General features: G+C 70.4%; 18 protein-coding genes. 12 read left to right on the top strand and 6 right to left on the bottom strand.

The window, feature by feature from the left end; all coding sequences use genetic code 11:
- Positions 1–223 precede the first annotated feature (223 nt).
- The 3 genes from ACZ45T_RS03220 (at position 224) to ACZ45T_RS03210 (ending at position 2,727) form a co-directional block, all read left to right on the top strand.
- Entirely contained in the window at positions 224–697 is a 474-nt protein-coding gene (locus tag ACZ45T_RS03220; protein WP_468436870.1) for an RrF2 family transcriptional regulator, read from the top strand.
- Positions 698–856: 159 nt separating this feature from the next.
- Positions 857–2,026 (top strand): globin domain-containing protein, encoded by a 1,170-nt coding sequence (locus ACZ45T_RS03215; RefSeq protein ID WP_468436868.1) that lies wholly within the window; start codon positions 857–859, stop codon positions 2,024–2,026.
- A 110-nt stretch (positions 2,027–2,136) separates the two neighbouring features.
- The gene (locus tag ACZ45T_RS03210) at positions 2,137–2,727 is read left to right on the top strand and encodes an N-acetylmuramoyl-L-alanine amidase (RefSeq protein ID WP_468436866.1); all 591 of its coding nucleotides are present in this window, start codon (positions 2,137–2,139) and stop codon (positions 2,725–2,727) included.
- Positions 2,728–2,791: 64 nt separating this feature from the next.
- On the opposite strand, the gene ACZ45T_RS03205 is transcribed toward ACZ45T_RS03210, so the two are convergent.
- Positions 2,792–3,877 carry a helix-turn-helix domain-containing protein gene (locus ACZ45T_RS03205; RefSeq protein WP_468436864.1) on the bottom strand — a complete coding sequence of 362 codons (1,086 nt, stop codon included), beginning with the start codon at positions 3,875–3,877 and terminating at the stop codon, positions 2,792–2,794.
- Positions 3,878–4,096: 219 nt separating this feature from the next.
- On the opposite strand from ACZ45T_RS03205, the gene ACZ45T_RS03200 reads away from it, so the two are divergent.
- The gene (locus ACZ45T_RS03200) at positions 4,097–4,360 is read left to right on the top strand and encodes a hypothetical protein (protein WP_468436862.1); all 264 of its coding nucleotides are present in this window, start codon (positions 4,097–4,099) and stop codon (positions 4,358–4,360) included.
- A 77-nt stretch (positions 4,361–4,437) separates the two neighbouring features.
- A complete protein-coding gene (locus ACZ45T_RS03195) occupies positions 4,438–5,331 on the top strand; it encodes a 1-aminocyclopropane-1-carboxylate deaminase/D-cysteine desulfhydrase (protein ID WP_468436860.1) in 894 nt (297 codons plus the stop codon).
- Positions 5,332–5,657: 326 nt separating this feature from the next.
- On the opposite strand, the gene ACZ45T_RS03190 is transcribed toward ACZ45T_RS03195, so the two are convergent.
- A complete protein-coding gene (locus ACZ45T_RS03190) occupies positions 5,658–7,238 on the bottom strand; it encodes a Na+/H+ antiporter (protein WP_468436858.1) in 1,581 nt (526 codons plus the stop codon).
- Between the two features lie 55 nt (positions 7,239–7,293).
- Here ACZ45T_RS03190 and ACZ45T_RS03185 point away from each other — a divergent pair, with 55 nt between their 5' ends.
- From ACZ45T_RS03185 to ACZ45T_RS03175, 3 genes are all read left to right on the top strand, one after another.
- The gene (locus ACZ45T_RS03185; RefSeq protein WP_468436856.1) at positions 7,294–7,554 is read left to right on the top strand and encodes a UBP-type zinc finger domain-containing protein; all 261 of its coding nucleotides are present in this window, start codon (positions 7,294–7,296) and stop codon (positions 7,552–7,554) included.
- A 213-nt stretch (positions 7,555–7,767) separates the two neighbouring features.
- Positions 7,768–8,181 carry an ATP-binding protein gene (locus ACZ45T_RS03180; RefSeq protein WP_360888176.1) on the top strand — a complete coding sequence of 138 codons (414 nt, stop codon included), beginning with the start codon at positions 7,768–7,770 and terminating at the stop codon, positions 8,179–8,181.
- Positions 8,182–8,192: 11 nt separating this feature from the next.
- Positions 8,193–9,197 carry an RNA polymerase sigma factor SigF gene (locus tag ACZ45T_RS03175; protein ID WP_468437027.1) on the top strand — a complete coding sequence of 335 codons (1,005 nt, stop codon included), beginning with the start codon at positions 8,193–8,195 and terminating at the stop codon, positions 9,195–9,197.
- A 51-nt stretch (positions 9,198–9,248) separates the two neighbouring features.
- Here the strand turns inward: ACZ45T_RS03175 and ACZ45T_RS03170 are convergent, their stop codons facing one another.
- Positions 9,249–9,719 (bottom strand): hypothetical protein, encoded by a 471-nt coding sequence (locus ACZ45T_RS03170; RefSeq protein ID WP_468436854.1) that lies wholly within the window; start codon positions 9,717–9,719, stop codon positions 9,249–9,251.
- A gap of 85 nt (positions 9,720–9,804) precedes the next feature.
- Here ACZ45T_RS03170 and ACZ45T_RS03165 point away from each other — a divergent pair, with 85 nt between their 5' ends.
- Both ACZ45T_RS03165 and ACZ45T_RS03160 read left to right on the top strand, forming a co-directional pair.
- The gene (locus ACZ45T_RS03165) at positions 9,805–10,770 is read left to right on the top strand and encodes a diacylglycerol/lipid kinase family protein (RefSeq protein WP_468436852.1); all 966 of its coding nucleotides are present in this window, start codon (positions 9,805–9,807) and stop codon (positions 10,768–10,770) included.
- 318 nt (positions 10,771–11,088) lie between these two features.
- Positions 11,089–11,346 carry a WhiB family transcriptional regulator gene (locus tag ACZ45T_RS03160; RefSeq protein ID WP_004937597.1) on the top strand — a complete coding sequence of 86 codons (258 nt, stop codon included), beginning with the start codon at positions 11,089–11,091 and terminating at the stop codon, positions 11,344–11,346.
- Positions 11,347–11,500: 154 nt separating this feature from the next.
- Here the strand turns inward: ACZ45T_RS03160 and ACZ45T_RS03155 are convergent, their stop codons facing one another.
- Together ACZ45T_RS03155 and ACZ45T_RS03150 are read right to left on the bottom strand one after the other, a co-directional pair.
- Positions 11,501–12,970, bottom strand: a complete 1,470-nt coding sequence (locus ACZ45T_RS03155; protein WP_468437025.1) for a sensor histidine kinase — start codon at positions 12,968–12,970, stop codon at positions 11,501–11,503.
- 412 nt (positions 12,971–13,382) lie between these two features.
- Positions 13,383–13,979, bottom strand: a complete 597-nt coding sequence (locus ACZ45T_RS03150) for a TetR/AcrR family transcriptional regulator (RefSeq protein ID WP_468436850.1) — start codon at positions 13,977–13,979, stop codon at positions 13,383–13,385.
- A gap of 83 nt (positions 13,980–14,062) precedes the next feature.
- Between ACZ45T_RS03150 and ACZ45T_RS03145 the strand changes: the two genes are divergently transcribed.
- On the top strand, positions 14,063–14,824 hold the full coding sequence (locus ACZ45T_RS03145) for an SDR family oxidoreductase (RefSeq protein WP_468436848.1): 762 nt from the start codon (positions 14,063–14,065) through the stop codon (positions 14,822–14,824).
- Positions 14,825–14,835: 11 nt separating this feature from the next.
- Here the strand turns inward: ACZ45T_RS03145 and ACZ45T_RS03140 are convergent, their stop codons facing one another.
- Positions 14,836–15,699: a leishmanolysin-related zinc metalloendopeptidase gene (locus ACZ45T_RS03140; protein ID WP_468436846.1), complete on the bottom strand. Its 864-nt coding sequence runs from the start codon at positions 15,697–15,699 to the stop codon at positions 14,836–14,838.
- A 183-nt stretch (positions 15,700–15,882) separates the two neighbouring features.
- Between ACZ45T_RS03140 and nagB the strand changes: the two genes are divergently transcribed.
- Positions 15,883–16,668, top strand: coding sequence for a glucosamine-6-phosphate deaminase (gene nagB, locus ACZ45T_RS03135; protein ID WP_468436844.1), 786 nt, complete (start codon positions 15,883–15,885; stop codon positions 16,666–16,668).
- Positions 16,669–16,726: the final 58 nt, after the last annotated feature.

The following is a 16,726-nucleotide window of genomic DNA, read 5'->3' as shown; positions in this document are numbered from 1 at the left end:
GATCACTCCATGGGTCTGCGAGTTCAGCGTCCGGCACGGAACGTGGTGGGACCATTACACAAAAGGGTGGGACTACTCCGTCCGAGGGCGGGGCACTCTTTTGGGTTCAACTTCCGCCCCACGCGCCCCTTGAGTCCCACGCACCCCAGCATTTTTCGGCCAAGCCGCCGTTTTGCGGGGGTTAAATTTGCATGAGGGATGCAAATTTCTCTACGGTGGACCCATGCGGCTGACCCGATTCACCGACCTGGCGCTGCGCGTCCTGATGCGCCTGGCCGTCGCGGAGACGGACCTCCCGACCACGCGCGACGTGGCGGCGACCATGGAGGTCCCGTACACCCACACGGCCAAAGTGGTCGCCAAGCTGCAGCATCTCGGCCTGGTCGAGGCCCGGCGCGGTCGCGGCGGCGGGCTCACCCTGACGCCCGCCGGGCGGGCCGCCTCGGTGGGCGGGGTGGTGCGCGAACTGGAGGGCGCGGGCGACGTCGTGGACTGCGACGGCACCACCCCCTGCCCGCTGCGCGGCGCCTGCCTGCTGCGCAGCGCCCTGCGCCGGGCCCAGGAGGCCTTCTTCGCCTCACTGGACCCGCTGACGGTGAACGACCTGGTGGCGGCCCCGACCGGGCCGCTCTTGCTGGGCATTTCGAGCGGTCCGGGCGGTCCGGGCCCGGCGCGGGCGAGGGCCGAAGGCCCCTGACCGCAGGGGCCGGATGGCCGATTCCCGTCGGTTGCCCGCACTCCTGGGCTCGATCCGACCGAGGGGTCGAACGGAAGTCCGCATTGCCGCGGACCTTCTCTTCGCCCAAAAATATGCATCCTAGATACCAATTTCCAGAGATCACGCGAGGAGCCCCTGATGCTTTCCGAGAAGTCGACGGCGACCGTACGAGCCACCCTGCCCGCCGTGGGCGCCGCGATCGGCGACATCGCCGAGCTCTTCTACGCGAAGCTGTTCGCCGCCCACCCGGAGCTGATCCGCGACCTCTTCAACCGGGGCAACCAGAACGCCGGCCTCCAGAAGCAGGCCCTCGCCGGCTCCATCGCCGCCTTCGCGACCCACCTCGTCGAGCACCCGGACACCCGCCCCGACGTGATGCTGAACCGCATCGCCCACAAGCACGCCAGCCTCGGCGTCACCCGCGAGCAGTACCCGGTCGTCCACGAGCACCTCTTCGCGGCGATCGCCGAGATCCTCGGCGAGGCCGTCACCCCCGAGGTCGCCCGCGCCTGGGACGAGGTCTACTGGCTGATGGCGAACGCCCTCATCGCCATCGAGGAGCGCCTCTACGCCGAGCAGCAGGTCACCGCCGGGGACGTGTGGCGGGAGTGGACGGTCACCGCCCGCGTCGAGGAGACGCCGGACTGCACCACCTTCCGGATGACCCCCGCGGACGGCGCCCCGGCTCCCGCCGCCAAGCCCGGCCAGTACGTCTCGGTCCAGGTCGAACTCCCGGACGGGGCCCGCCAGATCCGCCAGTACAGCCTCTCCACCTCCCCCGGCTCCCCGGTCCGCGCGATCACCGTCAAGCGCGACGGCGAGGTCTCCGCCCACCTGCACACCCACGTCCGCGCCGGCGACACCGTGCGGGTCTCGGCCCCGTACGGCGACCTGGTCCTGGCGGGCTCCGGCGCCCCGGTCCTGCTCGCCTCGGCCGGCATCGGCTGCACTCCGATGCTGTCGATGCTGGAGCACCTGGCCGACACCGGGCACGCCGCCCCCGTGACGGTGCTGCACGCCGACCGCTCCCCCGCCGACCACGCGCTGCGCGGCGACCACCGGGCCCTGACCCTCAAACTGGCCGACGCCTCGGCCCGGTTCTGGTACGAGGAGGCGGCGGAGCCCGGCGACACCTCGGGCCTCATGGACCTCGCGGCCGTCCCCGTGGCCCCCGGCACCCGGGCCTACCTCTGCGGCCCGCTCCCCTTCATGCGGGCCGTGCGCGAGCAGCTGCTCGGCAAGGGCGTGCCGGCCGCCGACATCCACTACGAGGTGTTCGGCCCGGACCTTTGGCTGGTTTCCGCCTGATGAGTGGCCGGATTACGCCCTAGCGACGGAAGGGCCGCCTCCACTAAACCGTAGCGTGACGAGACGGACACACAGGGTGTCCATCGCGCACCGCAACGAAGGAGGCGGTCATGGCCGCACCCATGCCCGCGGACCGGTTCATCGACGCATTGCAGGACGAGGGTCTGACCGTCGTCGAGGTCGGCGCCTGGCGCACCCACAACCGCAACCACAAGGGCCCCTGGGGCCCCGTGCACGGGGTGATGATCCACCACACCGTCACGCACGGCTCCGCATCCACCGTCCGGCTCTGCCGCGAGGGTCACGACAACCTCCCCGGCCCGCTGTGCCACGGCGTGATCACCAAGGACGGCCGCGTGCACCTGGTCGGCTACGGCCGCGCCAACCACGCGGGCGCCGGCGACTCCGACGTCCTGGCCGCGGTCATCGCGGAGAAGCGCCTCCCACCGGACGACCTGGCGGACACCGACGGCAACCGCCACTTCTACGGCTTCGAATGCGAGAACCTCGGCGACGGCAAGGACCCCTGGCCGGCGGTCCAGCTCGAAGCGATCACCCGCGCGGCGGCGGCCGTCTGCCGCGCCCACGGCTGGACGGCCCGCTCGGTCATCGGCCACCTCGAATGGCAGCCGGGCAAGGTCGACCCCAAGGGCTTCACGATGCACTCCCTGCGCGAACGCATCGAGGAGCGCCTGAACTAGCCCGGCCCGCGCTCCGCCGCCGCCCCCGCCCCGCCCCCGCCCCCGCCCCCGCCCCAGCCGCCCCTCAGTCACCCGCCTCGGGATTCACCCACGTGGCGTGTACGTCAGGCGGCATCCGCAGGACGTACTCACCCGATCGCGGATCGAGCACCCACAGGTCCGCCACGTCGACGCCGTCCGGGAGGGGAGGGGGAGGAGTCGGAAATCGCACGTGCGCATCCGACATCAATGGTTCGTCGTCCGGCTGTTCCTGGACGGGAACGAGGTTGCCCCTGTAGTACGGCCGGACGAGGGACAAACCTTCGGAAGGATGGGGCGACTTTTCTGTCACTCCCCATGTATTCCTCCCGCTCTCCAGACGCTTGATCTTCTCGTTCAGCTCCGCGATTTTTTCCAAGTAGTGCGAATCATCGGCGGATCCCGCCCCGGCCGCCTGGTCGCTTTTGGCACTTGCGTCATTCGCCTCGCGACTTTCGGCCATTTCCAGCTGATATGCGAGCTGCTCGCATTTCGCATCGGCGAGAATCGTCGATTGGTGCGCCCGCTCCAGTTCTTGACGCAATGCCTCGACCTGTCGGAGCAGTCGCTGTTTCTCAGCCCGCAGCTCCTCGACCTCTTCGGCCCGTTCGGCCATGGAGGCCTCGTGTTCCTCACGGTCCAGACCACGAGCGGCCTCCACGGACCGCAGCTGGATCTCTATGGCCGCCACTTGCTGTTGTCGTTCCTGCAACAGCTTGACGGCCACCGCCTCACGGGCACGGAAGCCGTCGACCTCCTGTTCCGCTTCCTCCAACAGGTGTTGCAGCTCCTGCACCCTGTGCGTGGCCTGCCCGGACGGCACCGCACGCCGATGCACCCGGCGCAGATGAGTCACCACCTCCTGGGCTGTCGGATCGCCCAGGCGGCGAGCCGCGATGTTCAGCAGCTTCGCGACGAACTCCCACGGTGGAACGCTCCTGCCGCTCAGATAGCGCGAGACCGCGCTCGGCTCGTAACCGCACTGACCGGCGCACCGGCGAAGCGAAACACCCAGCCCCGCGTACACGGTGCGCAGTTCCTCCGCCAGCAGTCTGGCTTCGGGTGGGACGTCATCACCGATCGGCTTCAGACGGCCTAAAGCCCCCTCGTTCACATGCTCCAGCTCAGCCATTTCCCCTCCACAGCTGTTGTTGCAAGAAGTCAACATGTTCGGCTTGCTGCAACGCCCCGCACCTGAGCGAGCCTTGCACAACCACCCCTCGACGGGATTCCACTAAGAGAGAAGCAGAGCCCGGACATGTGCCACAACGATGATGATCTCACCGACGCACCCGGCCCACGGCAAGAACAAGGAAACGAAGGAACAGCCCCCGGGCCGCAAGATCTTTCCATGTTTTCCCGGCTGTGGGATGGAGTGATCTTCGCCTGCATCCTGGCATTCGTGCTCGCCCTCGTACTGCACGGCACGGGTGCGGCAACCCTCGCCGCCGTCGGAGTTCTTGTGGGAGCCTGCGGACGGGTATGGCAATCCATGAACCGCCGCGCCGCCGACCCGCAGAGGCTCCGGCACTCCAAAGTCCACCTGAAGGTCGACAGGAACCGTGCGGCCGGCGAGTACCGGCGCGAAGACCGCACAGGCGGAACCTCGACCTGAGCGTCTGCCCCCGCAACCGCGGCGTGCGGGCGCGGACCCGGGGACGCGCGAGGGGCAGTGCGGCTCACAATGGGCAGGTGAGCCACCCCGAACTGTGCCCCCGCCCGCCGTCGCCGCTGCAAGAGGTCCGCGACGAGCGGTTCGCGGCGCGTGGTGTGCGGCTGGTGCTCAAGCGGGACGACCTCGTGCATCCCGAGCTGCCCGGGAACAAGTGGCGCAAGCTCGCGCCGAATCTGCGGGCGGCCGTGGCCGAGGGGCGGGGCTGCCTGGTCACCTTCGGCGGGGCGTACTCGAACCACCTGCGGGCCACCGCCGCCGCCGGGCGGCTGCTCGGGCTGCGGACCGTCGGCGTCGTGCGCGGGGACGAGCTGGCCGGGCGGCCGCTCAACGATTCGCTCGCCCGGTGCGCGGCCGACGGGATGCGGCTGCACTTCGTGTCCCGGTCGGAGTACCGCCGCAAGGCCGAGCCGGAGGTGCTGGCCCGGCTGCTGAGCGGGGCCGGGGCGGAGGGCGCGTACGTGGTCCCCGAGGGCGGCAGCAACGCCCTCGCCCTGCACGGCTGCGCCGAGCTCGGCCGCGAGCTGCGGGGCGCGGCCGATGTGGTGGCGGTGGCCTGCGGGACCGGCGGGACCCTGGCGGGCCTGGCGGCCGGGCTGGGCCCCGGGCAGCGGGCGCTCGGCGTACCGGTCCTGGCGGGCGGTTTCCTGGCCGCGGAGATACGTTCCCTCCAGCTCGCCGCCTTCGGGGGCCCGGCCGGGGACTGGGCCCTGGCCGAGGACTTCCACCACGGCGGCTATGCCCGCGTCCCGGCCGCCCTCGACGCCTTCGCCACCGACTTCGAGGACCGTCACGGCCTCCCGGTCGAGCGGATCTACGTCGCCAAGCTGCTGTGGGCGCTGACCGACCTCACCGCGTCCGGGGCCTTCCCGCGCGGCGCCACCCTGGCCGCGGTCGTCACGGGCCGGCCGTGAGCCGCCGCGAAGCCGATGCCGACGCCACCGCGGGTCCGGTCCCCCGCAGCCGTGCCGCGCCCAGGCCGCCGCTGCGCGGAGCTGGTCCCCGCCCCGCCCTTTCTCCGTATCTCCCCCAGCTACCGCTGGGAGGTGCCCCCAGGGGCTCCGCCCCGGACCCCGGTCCTCAAACGCCGGACGGGCTGGATTTTCAGCCTCGCCGGCGTTTGAGGCGCGGGATCTGGGGCGGAGCCCCAGTTCGGGAAGGGACGGGGTGGGGGAAAGCCCCCCGCGCAGCGGTGCCCCGCGCCGCCCGGCCACCCGCCGAACCCCCGGCAGGGACCGGCTCAGGACTCCTCGCGGTAGGCCGCCGCCTCCTCCAGGTCCAGCCGCCGCAGCAAGGCCCGCAGCATCTCGTCGTCGATCCGCCGCTGGTCCCGCAGCGCGACGAAGACCTCCCGCTCGGCCTCGATCATCTCCCGCGCGAGACGCCGGTAGACGTCGTCCGCCGACTCCCCCGTCACCGGGTTGACCTCGCCCAGCCGTTCCCACACCGCGTTGCGCCGCCGCTCCAGCACCGTCCGCAGCCGGTCCGCCAGCGGCGGTGGCAGGGTGCTGTTCTCCGGTTCGTCCAGCAGTTCCGCCAGCCGTTCCTCCGCCGCCCGCGAGGCCTCGCTCTGCGCCTGTGCCTCCGCCAGCGTCTCGGCCTGCACGTCCTTCGGCGGCAGCTTCAGCGCCCTGATCAGCGGCGGCAGCGTCAACCCCTGCACCACCAGGGTCCCGATGACCGTGGTGAAGGTCAGGAAGAGGATCAGGTTCCGGTGCGGCACGTCCATCGGCACGGAGAAGGCGATGGCCAGCGAGACCACGCCCCGCATCCCGGCCCACCCGACGATCACCGGGGCCTTCCAGTCGGTGTCCGGCTCCCGCGTCCGGATCCGCTCCGACGCCCAGCGCGGCAGGAAGGTCGCCGGGAACACCCACAGGAACCGGGCCACCACCACCGCGAGGAACACGGCGACCGCGTACCAGGCCGCGTGCAGGCCCTCGTACTCCCCCAGCCCCTTCAGGACCACCGGCAGCTGGAGTCCGATCAGCGCGAAGACCACCGACTCCAGCACGAAGGAGACCATCTTCCACACCGCCTCCTCCTGGAGGCGGGTAGCGAAGTCGACCTGCCAGTTCCGGTGCCCGAGGTACAGCGCGACGACGACCACCGCCAGCACTCCGGAGGCGTGCACCCGCTCGGCCGCCGCGTACGCCACGAAGGGGATCAGCAGCGAGAGGGTGTTCTGGAGGAGGGGTTCCCTCATCCGCTTGCGGAGCTGGTGGATCGGCACCATGAGCAGCAGGCCCACGCCGATCCCGCCCACCGAGGCCAGCAGGAACTCCGCGATCCCGCCCGCCCAGCCGGCGCTCACCCCGATCGCCGCCGCCAGCGCCACCTTGTACGCGGTGATCGCGGTGGCGTCGTTCACCAGGGACTCGCCCTGGAGGATGGTCGTCATCCGGTTCGGCAGCCCGAGCTTGCGGGCGATGGCGGTCGCGGCGACCGCGTCGGGCGGGGCGATCACCGCGCCCAGGACCAGCGCCACCGGCACCGTCAGCCCCGGCACCACCAGGTACGCCGCGTATCCGACGGCGAGCGTCGCGAAGAGCACGTAGCCCACCGACAGCATCGCGATCGGCCGGATGTTCGCGCGCAGGTCCAGGTACGAGCTGTCCACGGCGGCCGTGTGCAGCAGCGGCGGAAGCAGCAGCGGCAGCACGATGTGCGGGTCGAGGGTGTACGCGGGCACGCCCGGGACGTACGCGGCCATCAGCCCGGCGGCGACCAGCAGCAGCGGCGCGGGCACCGGCGTCCGGCGCGCCAGCCCGGCGACGACCGCGCTGCCCGCGACCAGCGCCACCAGCGGCAATACCTCCATCGAAGATCCATCCTCAGTCGTCACGCGCCCGCACCCTGGTCGTACGCTGGCCATCATGAGCGAGTGCACCCACGTTGCCGAACTGCCGCGCCCCGAGCCCGTCCCGTCTGCGCTGACCTGCCCCGAATGTCTGGCGCTCGGCAGCCACCCCGTGCAACTGCGGATGTGCCTGGGGTGCGGGCACGTGGCCTGCTGCGATTCCTCGCCCCACCGGCACGCCACCGCGCACCATCAGGAGACCGGGCATCCGGTGATGCGGAGCTTCGAACCGGGCGAGACCTGGCGCTGGTGTTTTGTCGACGGTTCGATCGTCTGAGGCGGGGTAGGTCAACCCTCCGCCGGTTCCCCCGATTTGGGCCCCGCAGACCCCTAGCCACTGTGCGTACCCATGGGCTTACCATCAGTCACCGGGTAGAGGCATGACTGGCCGGGCGCTCCAAGCGGGTGCCACGAGGGGTGCCGCGACACGATCGCCCGGATCGCGATAGCGTCACCGGCGAACAGAGCTCGTACCACCTTGGAGGTGAGGGTGTCCCAGATCGCAGGCGAGCCCGGGACTCAGGACTTCGTGGAAGTCCGGCTGCCCGCTGCGGGTGCCTACCTGTCGGTGCTGCGGACGGCTACGGCCGGCCTCGCAGCACGCTTGGACTTCACCCTCGACGAGATCGAGGACCTCCGCATCGCGGTGGACGAGGCCTGCGCGATCCTGCTCCAGCAGGCCGTGCCGGGCTCCGTCCTCAGCTGCGTCTTCCGGCTGATCGAGGATTCGCTGGAGGTGACCGTCTCGGCACCGACCACGGACGGGCGCGCGCCGGAGCGTGACACGTTCGCGTGGACGGTCCTGTCGGCGCTGGCCGGCAAGGTCGAGGCCACGGTCGAGGAGAACAAGACAGTGAGCATCAGCCTCTACAAACAGCGCGGCGCGGGACCAGGCCCGGCGTGAGCGGCGGGGAGATCCCGGTGCGGGGCGGGGATCGGCCCCGGGTACGGCACGAGGTCGACGGCGGCATCCCGGAGCAGCAGCACGCCCGGCCGCACCCGGCGGACGCGGATGCGGAAGACGGCTTTTTGGACTCGGCGGAGCGACGGGCGGGCCCTATGAGCGAGAACCAGCACGACCAACCACAGCCACCGGAGGCCGCGGCGCCGGCCCCGGCGGTGCCTGCGGTGCCGGTGTTCCCTGTGACACCGGCGCTGCCGGATCCGCGCGACCGCAGTGGTGCGCGGGCCCTGTTCATCGAGCTGCGGGCGCTGCCCGACGGGTCGGTGGAGAAGGCGGAGCTGCGCAACCGGCTCGTACGGATGCACCTGCCGCTGGTCGAACACCTGGCGCGGCGCTTCCGCAATCGGGGTGAGCCGCTGGACGACCTGACCCAGGTCGCGACCATCGGCCTCATCAAATCGGTGGACCGCTTCGACCCCGACCGCGGGGTCGAGTTCTCCACCTACGCCACGCCCACGGTGGTCGGCGAGATCAAGCGCCACTTCCGTGACAAGGGCTGGGCGGTCCGGGTGCCCCGGCGCCTGCAGGAGCTGCGGCTCTCGCTGACGACGGCCACGGCGGAGCTGTCCCAGCAGCACGGCCGCTCCCCCACGGTGCACGAACTGGCCGAACGGCTGGGGATCTCCGAGGAGGAGGTGCTGGAGGGGCTGGAATCGGCCAATGCCTACAGCACGCTGTCGCTGGACGTCCCGGACACCGACGACGAGTCGCCGGCGGTCGCGGACACCCTGGGCGCGGAGGACGAGGCCCTGGAGGGCGTCGAGTACCGCGAGTCCCTCAAGCCGCTATTGGAGGGACTGCCGCCGCGGGAGAAGCGGATCCTGCTGCTTCGCTTCTTCGGCAACATGACCCAGTCGCAGATCGCGCAGGAGGTCGGCATCTCCCAGATGCACGTCTCCCGCCTGCTGGCCCGCACGCTGGCCCAGCTCCGCGAGAAGCTCCTGGTGGAGGAGTAGGAGCGGTGAAGGGCCTGTCTTTCTGATCCGGCCTGATCCGAAAGACAGGCTCTAGTGGGCCTGCTCGCCGGGCCCGATACCGAGAGCCTCGGTCGCCGTCGGGTTCACCAGGAGCGCTACGACGGCCACCGCGGCCAGGGCCAGGGCCACGGCGGCGGCGATCATCGCGCCGCCCGTGCTGTAGAGGGTCCAGGCCACCGGCAGCGCCATCAGCTGGGTGATCAGCGCCGGGCCGCGGCTCCAGCGGCGGCCCAGGCGCAGCCCGCGGGCCGCGATCAGCGGCAGCGCGGCGAGCGCGAGCAGGGTGATCCCGCCGGTCTCGGCCTGCTGCGGGGAGTCGGGGTCGCCCGCGATGCCCACGAGGAGCATGTAGATCCCGAGGCTGGCCAGTGCCAGCCCTTCGAGGGCGGTGAGCGCGGCGGCGCCGGTCAGCCGGCCGGGCAGCGCGGCGCGCTCGGCGGCGGGCGGGGCGGCGGCGGATGCGGCGGGGGTGGAGGCCTTCGCGGGCTGCTTCTTACTCACTCCAGCAGGGTAGCGGCGCAGCCCCGGACCCCGGAGGGGACGGGCAGTAGGGTCGACATTTGAAGGGGTGGGTAGTCTGGCGCTCATGCGTGCACTTCTCGTGGCCAACCCAGCAGCGACGACCACCAGTGCGCGCACGCGCGACGTCCTGACCCATGCCCTGGCCAGCGAGATGAAGCTGGAGGCGGTGACCACCGAGTACCGCGGGCACGCACGGGACCTGGGGCGCAGGGCCGCGCACGAGGGGCTGGATCTCGTCGTCGCCCTGGGCGGCGACGGCACGGTCAACGAAGTGGTCAACGGGCTCCTGCACGACGGGCCCGATCCGGAGCGGCTGCCCCGGCTGGCGGTGGTCCCCGGCGGCTCCACCAATGTGTTCGCGCGGGCGCTCGGTCTGCCCAACGACGCGGTCGAGGCGACCGGCGCCCTGCTGGACGCGCTGCGCGAGCAGCGCGAGCGGACGGTGGGCCTGGGTCTGGCGGCCGGCACCCCGGGCACGGAGGACGAGTCGGTCCCGGCGCGCTGGTTCACCTTCTGCGCGGGCTTCGGCTTCGACGCGGGCGTGGTGGGCCGGGTCGAACAGCAGCGCGAACGCGGCAAGCGTTCGACGCACGCCCTGTATGTACGACAGCTCATGCGCCAGTTCTGGGAGGAACCGAACCGCCGGCACGGCACGGTCACGCTGGAGCGTCCGGGCGCGGATCCGGTGACGGATCTGGTGCTGTCGATAGTGTGCAACACCTCACCGTGGACGTATCTGGGCAATCGTCCGCTTTATGCCTCGCCGGAGGCGTCGTTCGATACCGCGCTTGACGTATTGGCGCTGGACCGTTTGTCAACTCCGGCCGTCGCCCGGTACGCGACACAGCTCCTGACCTCCACTCCTGAGCGGGGTCCGCACGGCAAGCACGCGGTGTCTCTACACGATCTGACCGACTTCACCTTGCATTCCAAGGTTCCGCTTCCGTTCCAGATGGACGGTGACCACCTCGGACTGCGGACCAGCGTTCGGTTCACAGGCGTACGCCGGGCACTGCGTGTGATTGTGTGAGTGGAAGGGCCAAAAGGCCTTTCACTCGAACGTTTACACGCCGGTCCACCCTCACGATGTAGGGCTGTGACCTAGTAGACACCGACGAATCAAAAAAAACTTTCCGGAAGGGGTTGTATCCCCGTCCGAGGTTTGCGAATCTCTTCATGGCGATCGGGACAGCCCGCAGAACCGGCACCCACACAGACCGCCAGAACCCCTCCACGAATCCTCGGACCGCACCAGGCGACTGGGCGTCGGCCCTTCCCTCGCGGGGGGATTCGTGAAAGCGTTCACATTCACAAGCAACGTGCATGTCACACAAGAGAGGTAGCAGCCATGGACTGGCGTCACAACGCCGTTTGTCGTGAGGAAGACCCCGAGCTGTTCTTCCCCATCGGCAACACCGGTCCTGCGCTGCTGCAGATCGAGGAAGCCAAGGCCGTCTGCCGCCGCTGCCCCGTCATGGAGCAGTGCCTGCAGTGGGCGCTCGAGTCCGGTCAGGACTCCGGCGTCTGGGGCGGTCTCAGCGAGGACGAGCGCCGCGCGATGAAGCGCCGCGCCGCTCGCAACCGGGCGCGCAACGCCACCGCCTGACAACGTCTTTCGAGCCTCGACGCGCAGCGCGTAGAACCCGTATAAGCGCTCAGCAACGTGCTCTTGAGCCCCGGACCGATCACCATTCGGTCCGGGGCTCAGTGCTGTCCGGGGCGACTCTTCGTCACACTGGGTGACGGGGTCGCCGCTCCTTCTACTTCTGCGGGCTGGACGGGATGTCGAGGACGACCTTGGTCCCGCGCGGCTCCGCCCGGACCATGTCGAACGTGCCGCCGAGCTCCCCCTCCACGAGGGTCCGTACGATCTGCAGCCCGAGATTGCCGGCCCGCTGAGGATCGAACCCCTCGGGCAGACCGCTGCCGTCGTCGAGCACGGTGATCAGCAGGCGGCCGTCGGTGCGGCCGGTTCCGGTGCGGGTCGCGGCCACCTCCACGGTGCCCCGCTCACCCTGGGTGAAGGCGTGTTCCAGGGCGTTCTGCAGGATCTCGGTCAGCACCATCGACAGCGGAGTGGCGACCTCCGCGTCCAGGATCCCGAAACGGCCGGTGCGCCGGCAGTCGACCTTGCCCGGCGAGATCTCCGAGACCATCGCGATCACCCGGTCGGCGATCTCGTCGAACTCGACCCGCTCGTCCAGGTTCTGAGACAGCGTCTCATGCACGATGGCGATCGAACCGACCCGGCGCACGGCCTCGTTGAGCGCCTCGCGGCCCTGTGGCGAATCCATTCGGCGGGACTGCAGCCGCAACAGCGCGGCCACGGTCTGGAGGTTGTTCTTCACCCGGTGGTGGATCTCCCGGATGGTCGCGTCCTTGGTGATCAATTCACGTTCGCGACGGCGCAGTTCCGTGACGTCGCGGCAGAGCACCAGGGAGCCGATCCGCGTCCCCTTGGGCTTCAGCGGGATGGCGCGCAGCTGGATCACCCCGCCGTTGCCATCGACCTCCGTCTCCCGGGGGGCCCAGCCGCTGGCGAGCTTGACCAGCGCCTCGTCCACCGGGCCGCGGGACGGGGCGAGTTCGGCGGTGGTGTTGCCCAGGTGCTGCCCGACCAGGTCGGAGGCGAGGCCGAGCCGGTGGTACGCGGAGAGCGCGTTCGGAGAGGCGTACGTGACCACGCCGTCGGCGTCGAGCCGGATCAGGCCGTCCCCGACGCGCGGGGAGGCGTCCATGTCGACCTGCTGGCCGGGGAACGGGAAGGAGCCCGCCGCGATCATCTGGGCCAGGTCGGAGGCGGACTGGAGGTAGGTCAGCTCCAGCCGGCTCGGTGTACGCACAGTGAGCAGGTTGGTGTTGCGGGCGATCACGCCCAGTACCCGCCCCTCGCGGCGGACGGGGATCGACTCGACGCGGACCGGCACTTCCTCGCGCCATTCCGGGTCGCCCTCGCGCACGATCCGGCCCTCGTCGAGCGCGGCGTCCAGCAGCGGACGGCGGCCGCGCGGCACCAGGTGGCCGACCATGTCGTCCTGGTACGAGGTCGGACCGGTGTTCGGACGCATCTGCGCGACGGAGACGTACCGGGTCCCGTCGAGGGTGGGGACCCACAGCACGAGGTCGGCGAAGGACAGGTCGGAGAGCAGCTGCCACTCCGAGACCAGCAGGTGGAGCCACTCCAGGTCGGTTTCACCGAGAGCGGTGTGCTGGCGTACGAGGTCGTTCATGGAGGGCACGTGGCGAGCGTACCCCGGGTACACCTCATGACTTTCCCCACGACTGTACTCAGGAGTATCCAGGAGGGGCGCGTTCCGCGTACTGTTGGAGGAAGTGACGGGTTTCCAGGCCCTGTCATTGGATGGACAGAACAGAATGGTCTAGTCCACAATTGCGTTACAGCTTCCGCCCTCCCCGCACAGGAGGACGGATCGAGGTAAGCCGCGCGCTCTGCCCTGACCGCGCAGGCACCTCCCACCGGCCGTCGGGAACCGCACACCTGTCGGCCGTAAGTACTCCGGGCTACGGTGCCGGACGGGTTGAGGGTCCCGTCCTGCACCGTGGCCCAGAGGAAATATCGGGGCGGAAACATCGGGGCGGATCAGCCGGGCGCGATGCCCGGGCCGCGGCCCGCCGGTCGCACTACTCCGCCGGCCAGGCCCGCAGGGCCAGTGCCGCCACCGCCTCCAGCTCTTCCCGGCTCGCCCCGTCGCGCGACTGCTGGGACATCCCCTGAAGCACGGCTCCGGCATACCGGGCCAGCGCCCGCGCGTCCGTGTCCGCGGGCAGCACGCCGGTGGCCACGTCGGCCCGGATCCGGCTCTCGAACAGCTCCAGGTTCGCGTTGCGCCGTTCGCGCAGTGCCTGCGCCACCTCGTCGGCGGTGGTGTTGATGGCCGCGCTTATCACCAGGCAGCCCGGCGGGTGGGCCGGGTCGGTGTAGATCTCGGCCGCCTCGCGCAGGATGCGGTCCAAGGCTGCCCGGGCGGTGGGCTCCTCGGCGAAGGCCACGCTCGCGAAGTCCCCGTACCGGCCGCCGTACACCGCCACGACCTCGCCGAAGAGCTTGCGCTTGTCCCCGAAGGCCGCGTAGAGGCTGGGCGCGCTGATCCCGATCGAGGCGGTCAGGTCGGAGATGGACGTCGCCTCGTAACCGCGCTCCCAGAAGGCGGTCATCGCCTTGTCGAGGGCGGCGTCACGGTCGAAGGAGCGGGGTCTGCCGCGCTGTCCGGTCACCATGCGCAGATTCTATAGCGGCCGCTAGGGAATCTGATACGGTCCTTTCTGTAGCGACCACTAGTGATTGCGAAGGGGGGCGCGTCATGGGCGTGCTCAAGGGGAAGACGGCACTGGTCACGGGCGGCAGCCGGGGCATCGGACGAGCCGTGGCGGAGCGGCTGGCGCGGGACGGTGCGCTGGTCGCGGTGCACTACGGACGCAACGAGGCGGCGGCGAAGGAGACCGTGGCCGCGATCGAGGCGGCCGGCGGGCGGGCCTTCGCCATCGGGGCCGAGCTCGGGGTCCCCGGCGACGCACAGGCGCTCTGGGCGGCGTACGAGGCCCATCCCGCGCACACCGAGGGCGTGGACATCCTGGTCAACAACGCGGGGGCGGCGGTCTTCGCCGGCATCGCGGAGACCGACGAGGAGACGTACGACCGGGCGCACGCCCTCAACGCCAAGGCGCCGTTCTTCGTGATCAAGCACGGCCTGGCGCGGCTACGGGACGGGGGCAGGATCGTGAACGTGACCGGCACCCCGGAGATCGCCCTGCCCGCGATCCTGGCGACGGTCATGGCCAAGGGCGCGGCGAACGCGCTGACCCGCTCGCTGGCCGCGGAACTGGCTCCGCGCGGGATCACCGTGAACTCGGTGGGCCCGGGCATCACCGAGACGGACCTGAACGCGGCCCTGCTCGGGGACCCCGGGACCCGGGCCCACCTGGCCGCCCGGTCCGTCTTCCACCGGGTGGGCACGGCGGAGGAGGTCGCGGACGTGGTGGCCTTCCTGGCCTCGGCGGACTCCCGCTGGGTCACGGGCCAGCACCTGGACGCGACGGGCGGCCTCCAGCTGGCGCTGATCTAGGGCGACGCCGCCTAGGGCCGGTCGGCGGGAATGCCACTGGGGACGGTCGGGAGCATGACGCCCCTCGAGACGATCTCTTCGTCGCCGGCCATCGCGATGGCGATGGGGTCGGGGAGTTCATAGGGCTCCGCGGCTTCGAGGTCGACCTCGTAGCCGAGGTCACCCAGGCTCGCCACCGTCAGCCGGCTCAGCGGGTTGCCGACGCCCCCGATGTTCGGCGACATCAGCTCGTTGCCGAAGACCCGCTCCCGCCAGTGACCGCCCGCACTTCCCGGGCCGCCGACATTCGCGACCGGTACGGGGACGGGCTGCCCGGCCCCGATGAGTGCGCCGAACTCCTTCATGGCACCGGCGCCGACGAAGGTGGGGTTGGGGCCGGGGAAGTCCTTCAGCAGACCGAAGATGCTCCAGATGGTCCCAATGCCCAGCACATGGCCCATCTCGTGCGTGATGACGTCGAGCAGGGTGCCCTCGTCCTCCATCTGACCCAGGTCGGCCGTGTCGAACCGCATGATGCCCTTGGCGGGGAGGCGCGCTCCGGTGGCCGCCGTCTCACGCCGGAAGCGGGTCGGACCCGCTTCCCCGAGGACGTTGAAGACGCCGTCCATCGGCACGCCCTCGGCATCGATCAAGAGGTCGTCGATGACGACTTCGCCACTGAAGTCGCGCAGGATCGCGGTTTCCAGGTCGCCCACGATGACCCGCGCCCAGCGTTCGGCGGCCTCGGCGAAGACGTCCCTCTGGTTGGGCGTCAGCCCTCCGATGAACCGCACCTCGATCGAGAACGGGGAAGTGGTCGCTGCCAGCAGCTCAGCGCGACCGGAATCCGCGACGGCCCTGTAGGTCTCGAAGGCGTAGGGGGTGTGCCTGCCCATGACTACCACTCCAATCGCACATACCATGATTTACCTACACAAACCACCGTAAAGGACAATAGAGTTGTAGACAGGGCAACCAAAAGGTTGAAGGTTCTCCCGACCGCGAGACCCCTGCCGGGGGCGGCAGGCTCTGCTAGATTGGTCTATACCACACCACCACTCCAGATCGGCAGGCCCCGCGTGGAAGTTGTCATCGTCCCGGACGCCAAGGCAGGCGGCGAGCTCATCGCGGAGGCCATGGCCGCCCTGGTGCGCCGCAAGCCCGACGCCCTGCTCGGTGTGGCGACCGGCTCTACCCCGCTGCCCATCTACGAGGCCCTCGCCGCCAAGGTCACGGCCGGCCGGGTCGACGTATCCAAGGCCCGCATCTGCCAGCTCGACGAGTACGTCGGCCTGCCGGCCGGGCACCCCGAGTCCTACCGCGCCGTCGTGCTCCGCGAGGTCGTCGAGCCCCTCGGCCTGTCGGAGGCCTCCTTCATGGGCCCCGACGGCTCGGCCGAGGACATCGTCGGCGCGTGCGAGGCCTACGACCGGGCCCTGGCGGAGGCCGGCGGCGTCGACCTCCAGCTGCTGGGGATCGGCACGGACGGTCACATCGGCTTCAACGAGCCCTGCTCCTCGCTGGCCTCCCGCACCCGCATCAAGACGCTGACGGAGCAGACCCGCGTGGACAACGCGCGCTTCTTCGACAACGACATAGACCAGGTGCCGCACCACGTCATCACCCAGGGCATCGGCACCATCCTCGACGCCCGCCACCTGGTGCTCCTGGCCACCGGCGAGGGCAAGGCCGAGGCCGTCGCACAGACGGTCGAGGGCCCGCTGTCGGCGCTGGTCCCGGCGTCGGCGCTGCAGCTGCACCGGCATGCGACGGTCGTCGTGGACGAGGCCGCCGCCTCCAAGCTGAAGCTGGCGGACTACTTCCGGCACACCTACGCCAACAAGCCGTCCTGGCAGGGGCTGTAGCCGTACCGCGTGAAGGCCGGGCTCCCGTCAGGGGGCCCGGCCTTCGTGTGTGCGGGGT

Source organism: Streptomyces sp. NPDC030995 (assembly GCF_055571215.1).
The sequence above is the reverse complement of the archived record's forward strand: the minus strand, read 5'-3'. Positions and strand labels throughout refer to the sequence as shown.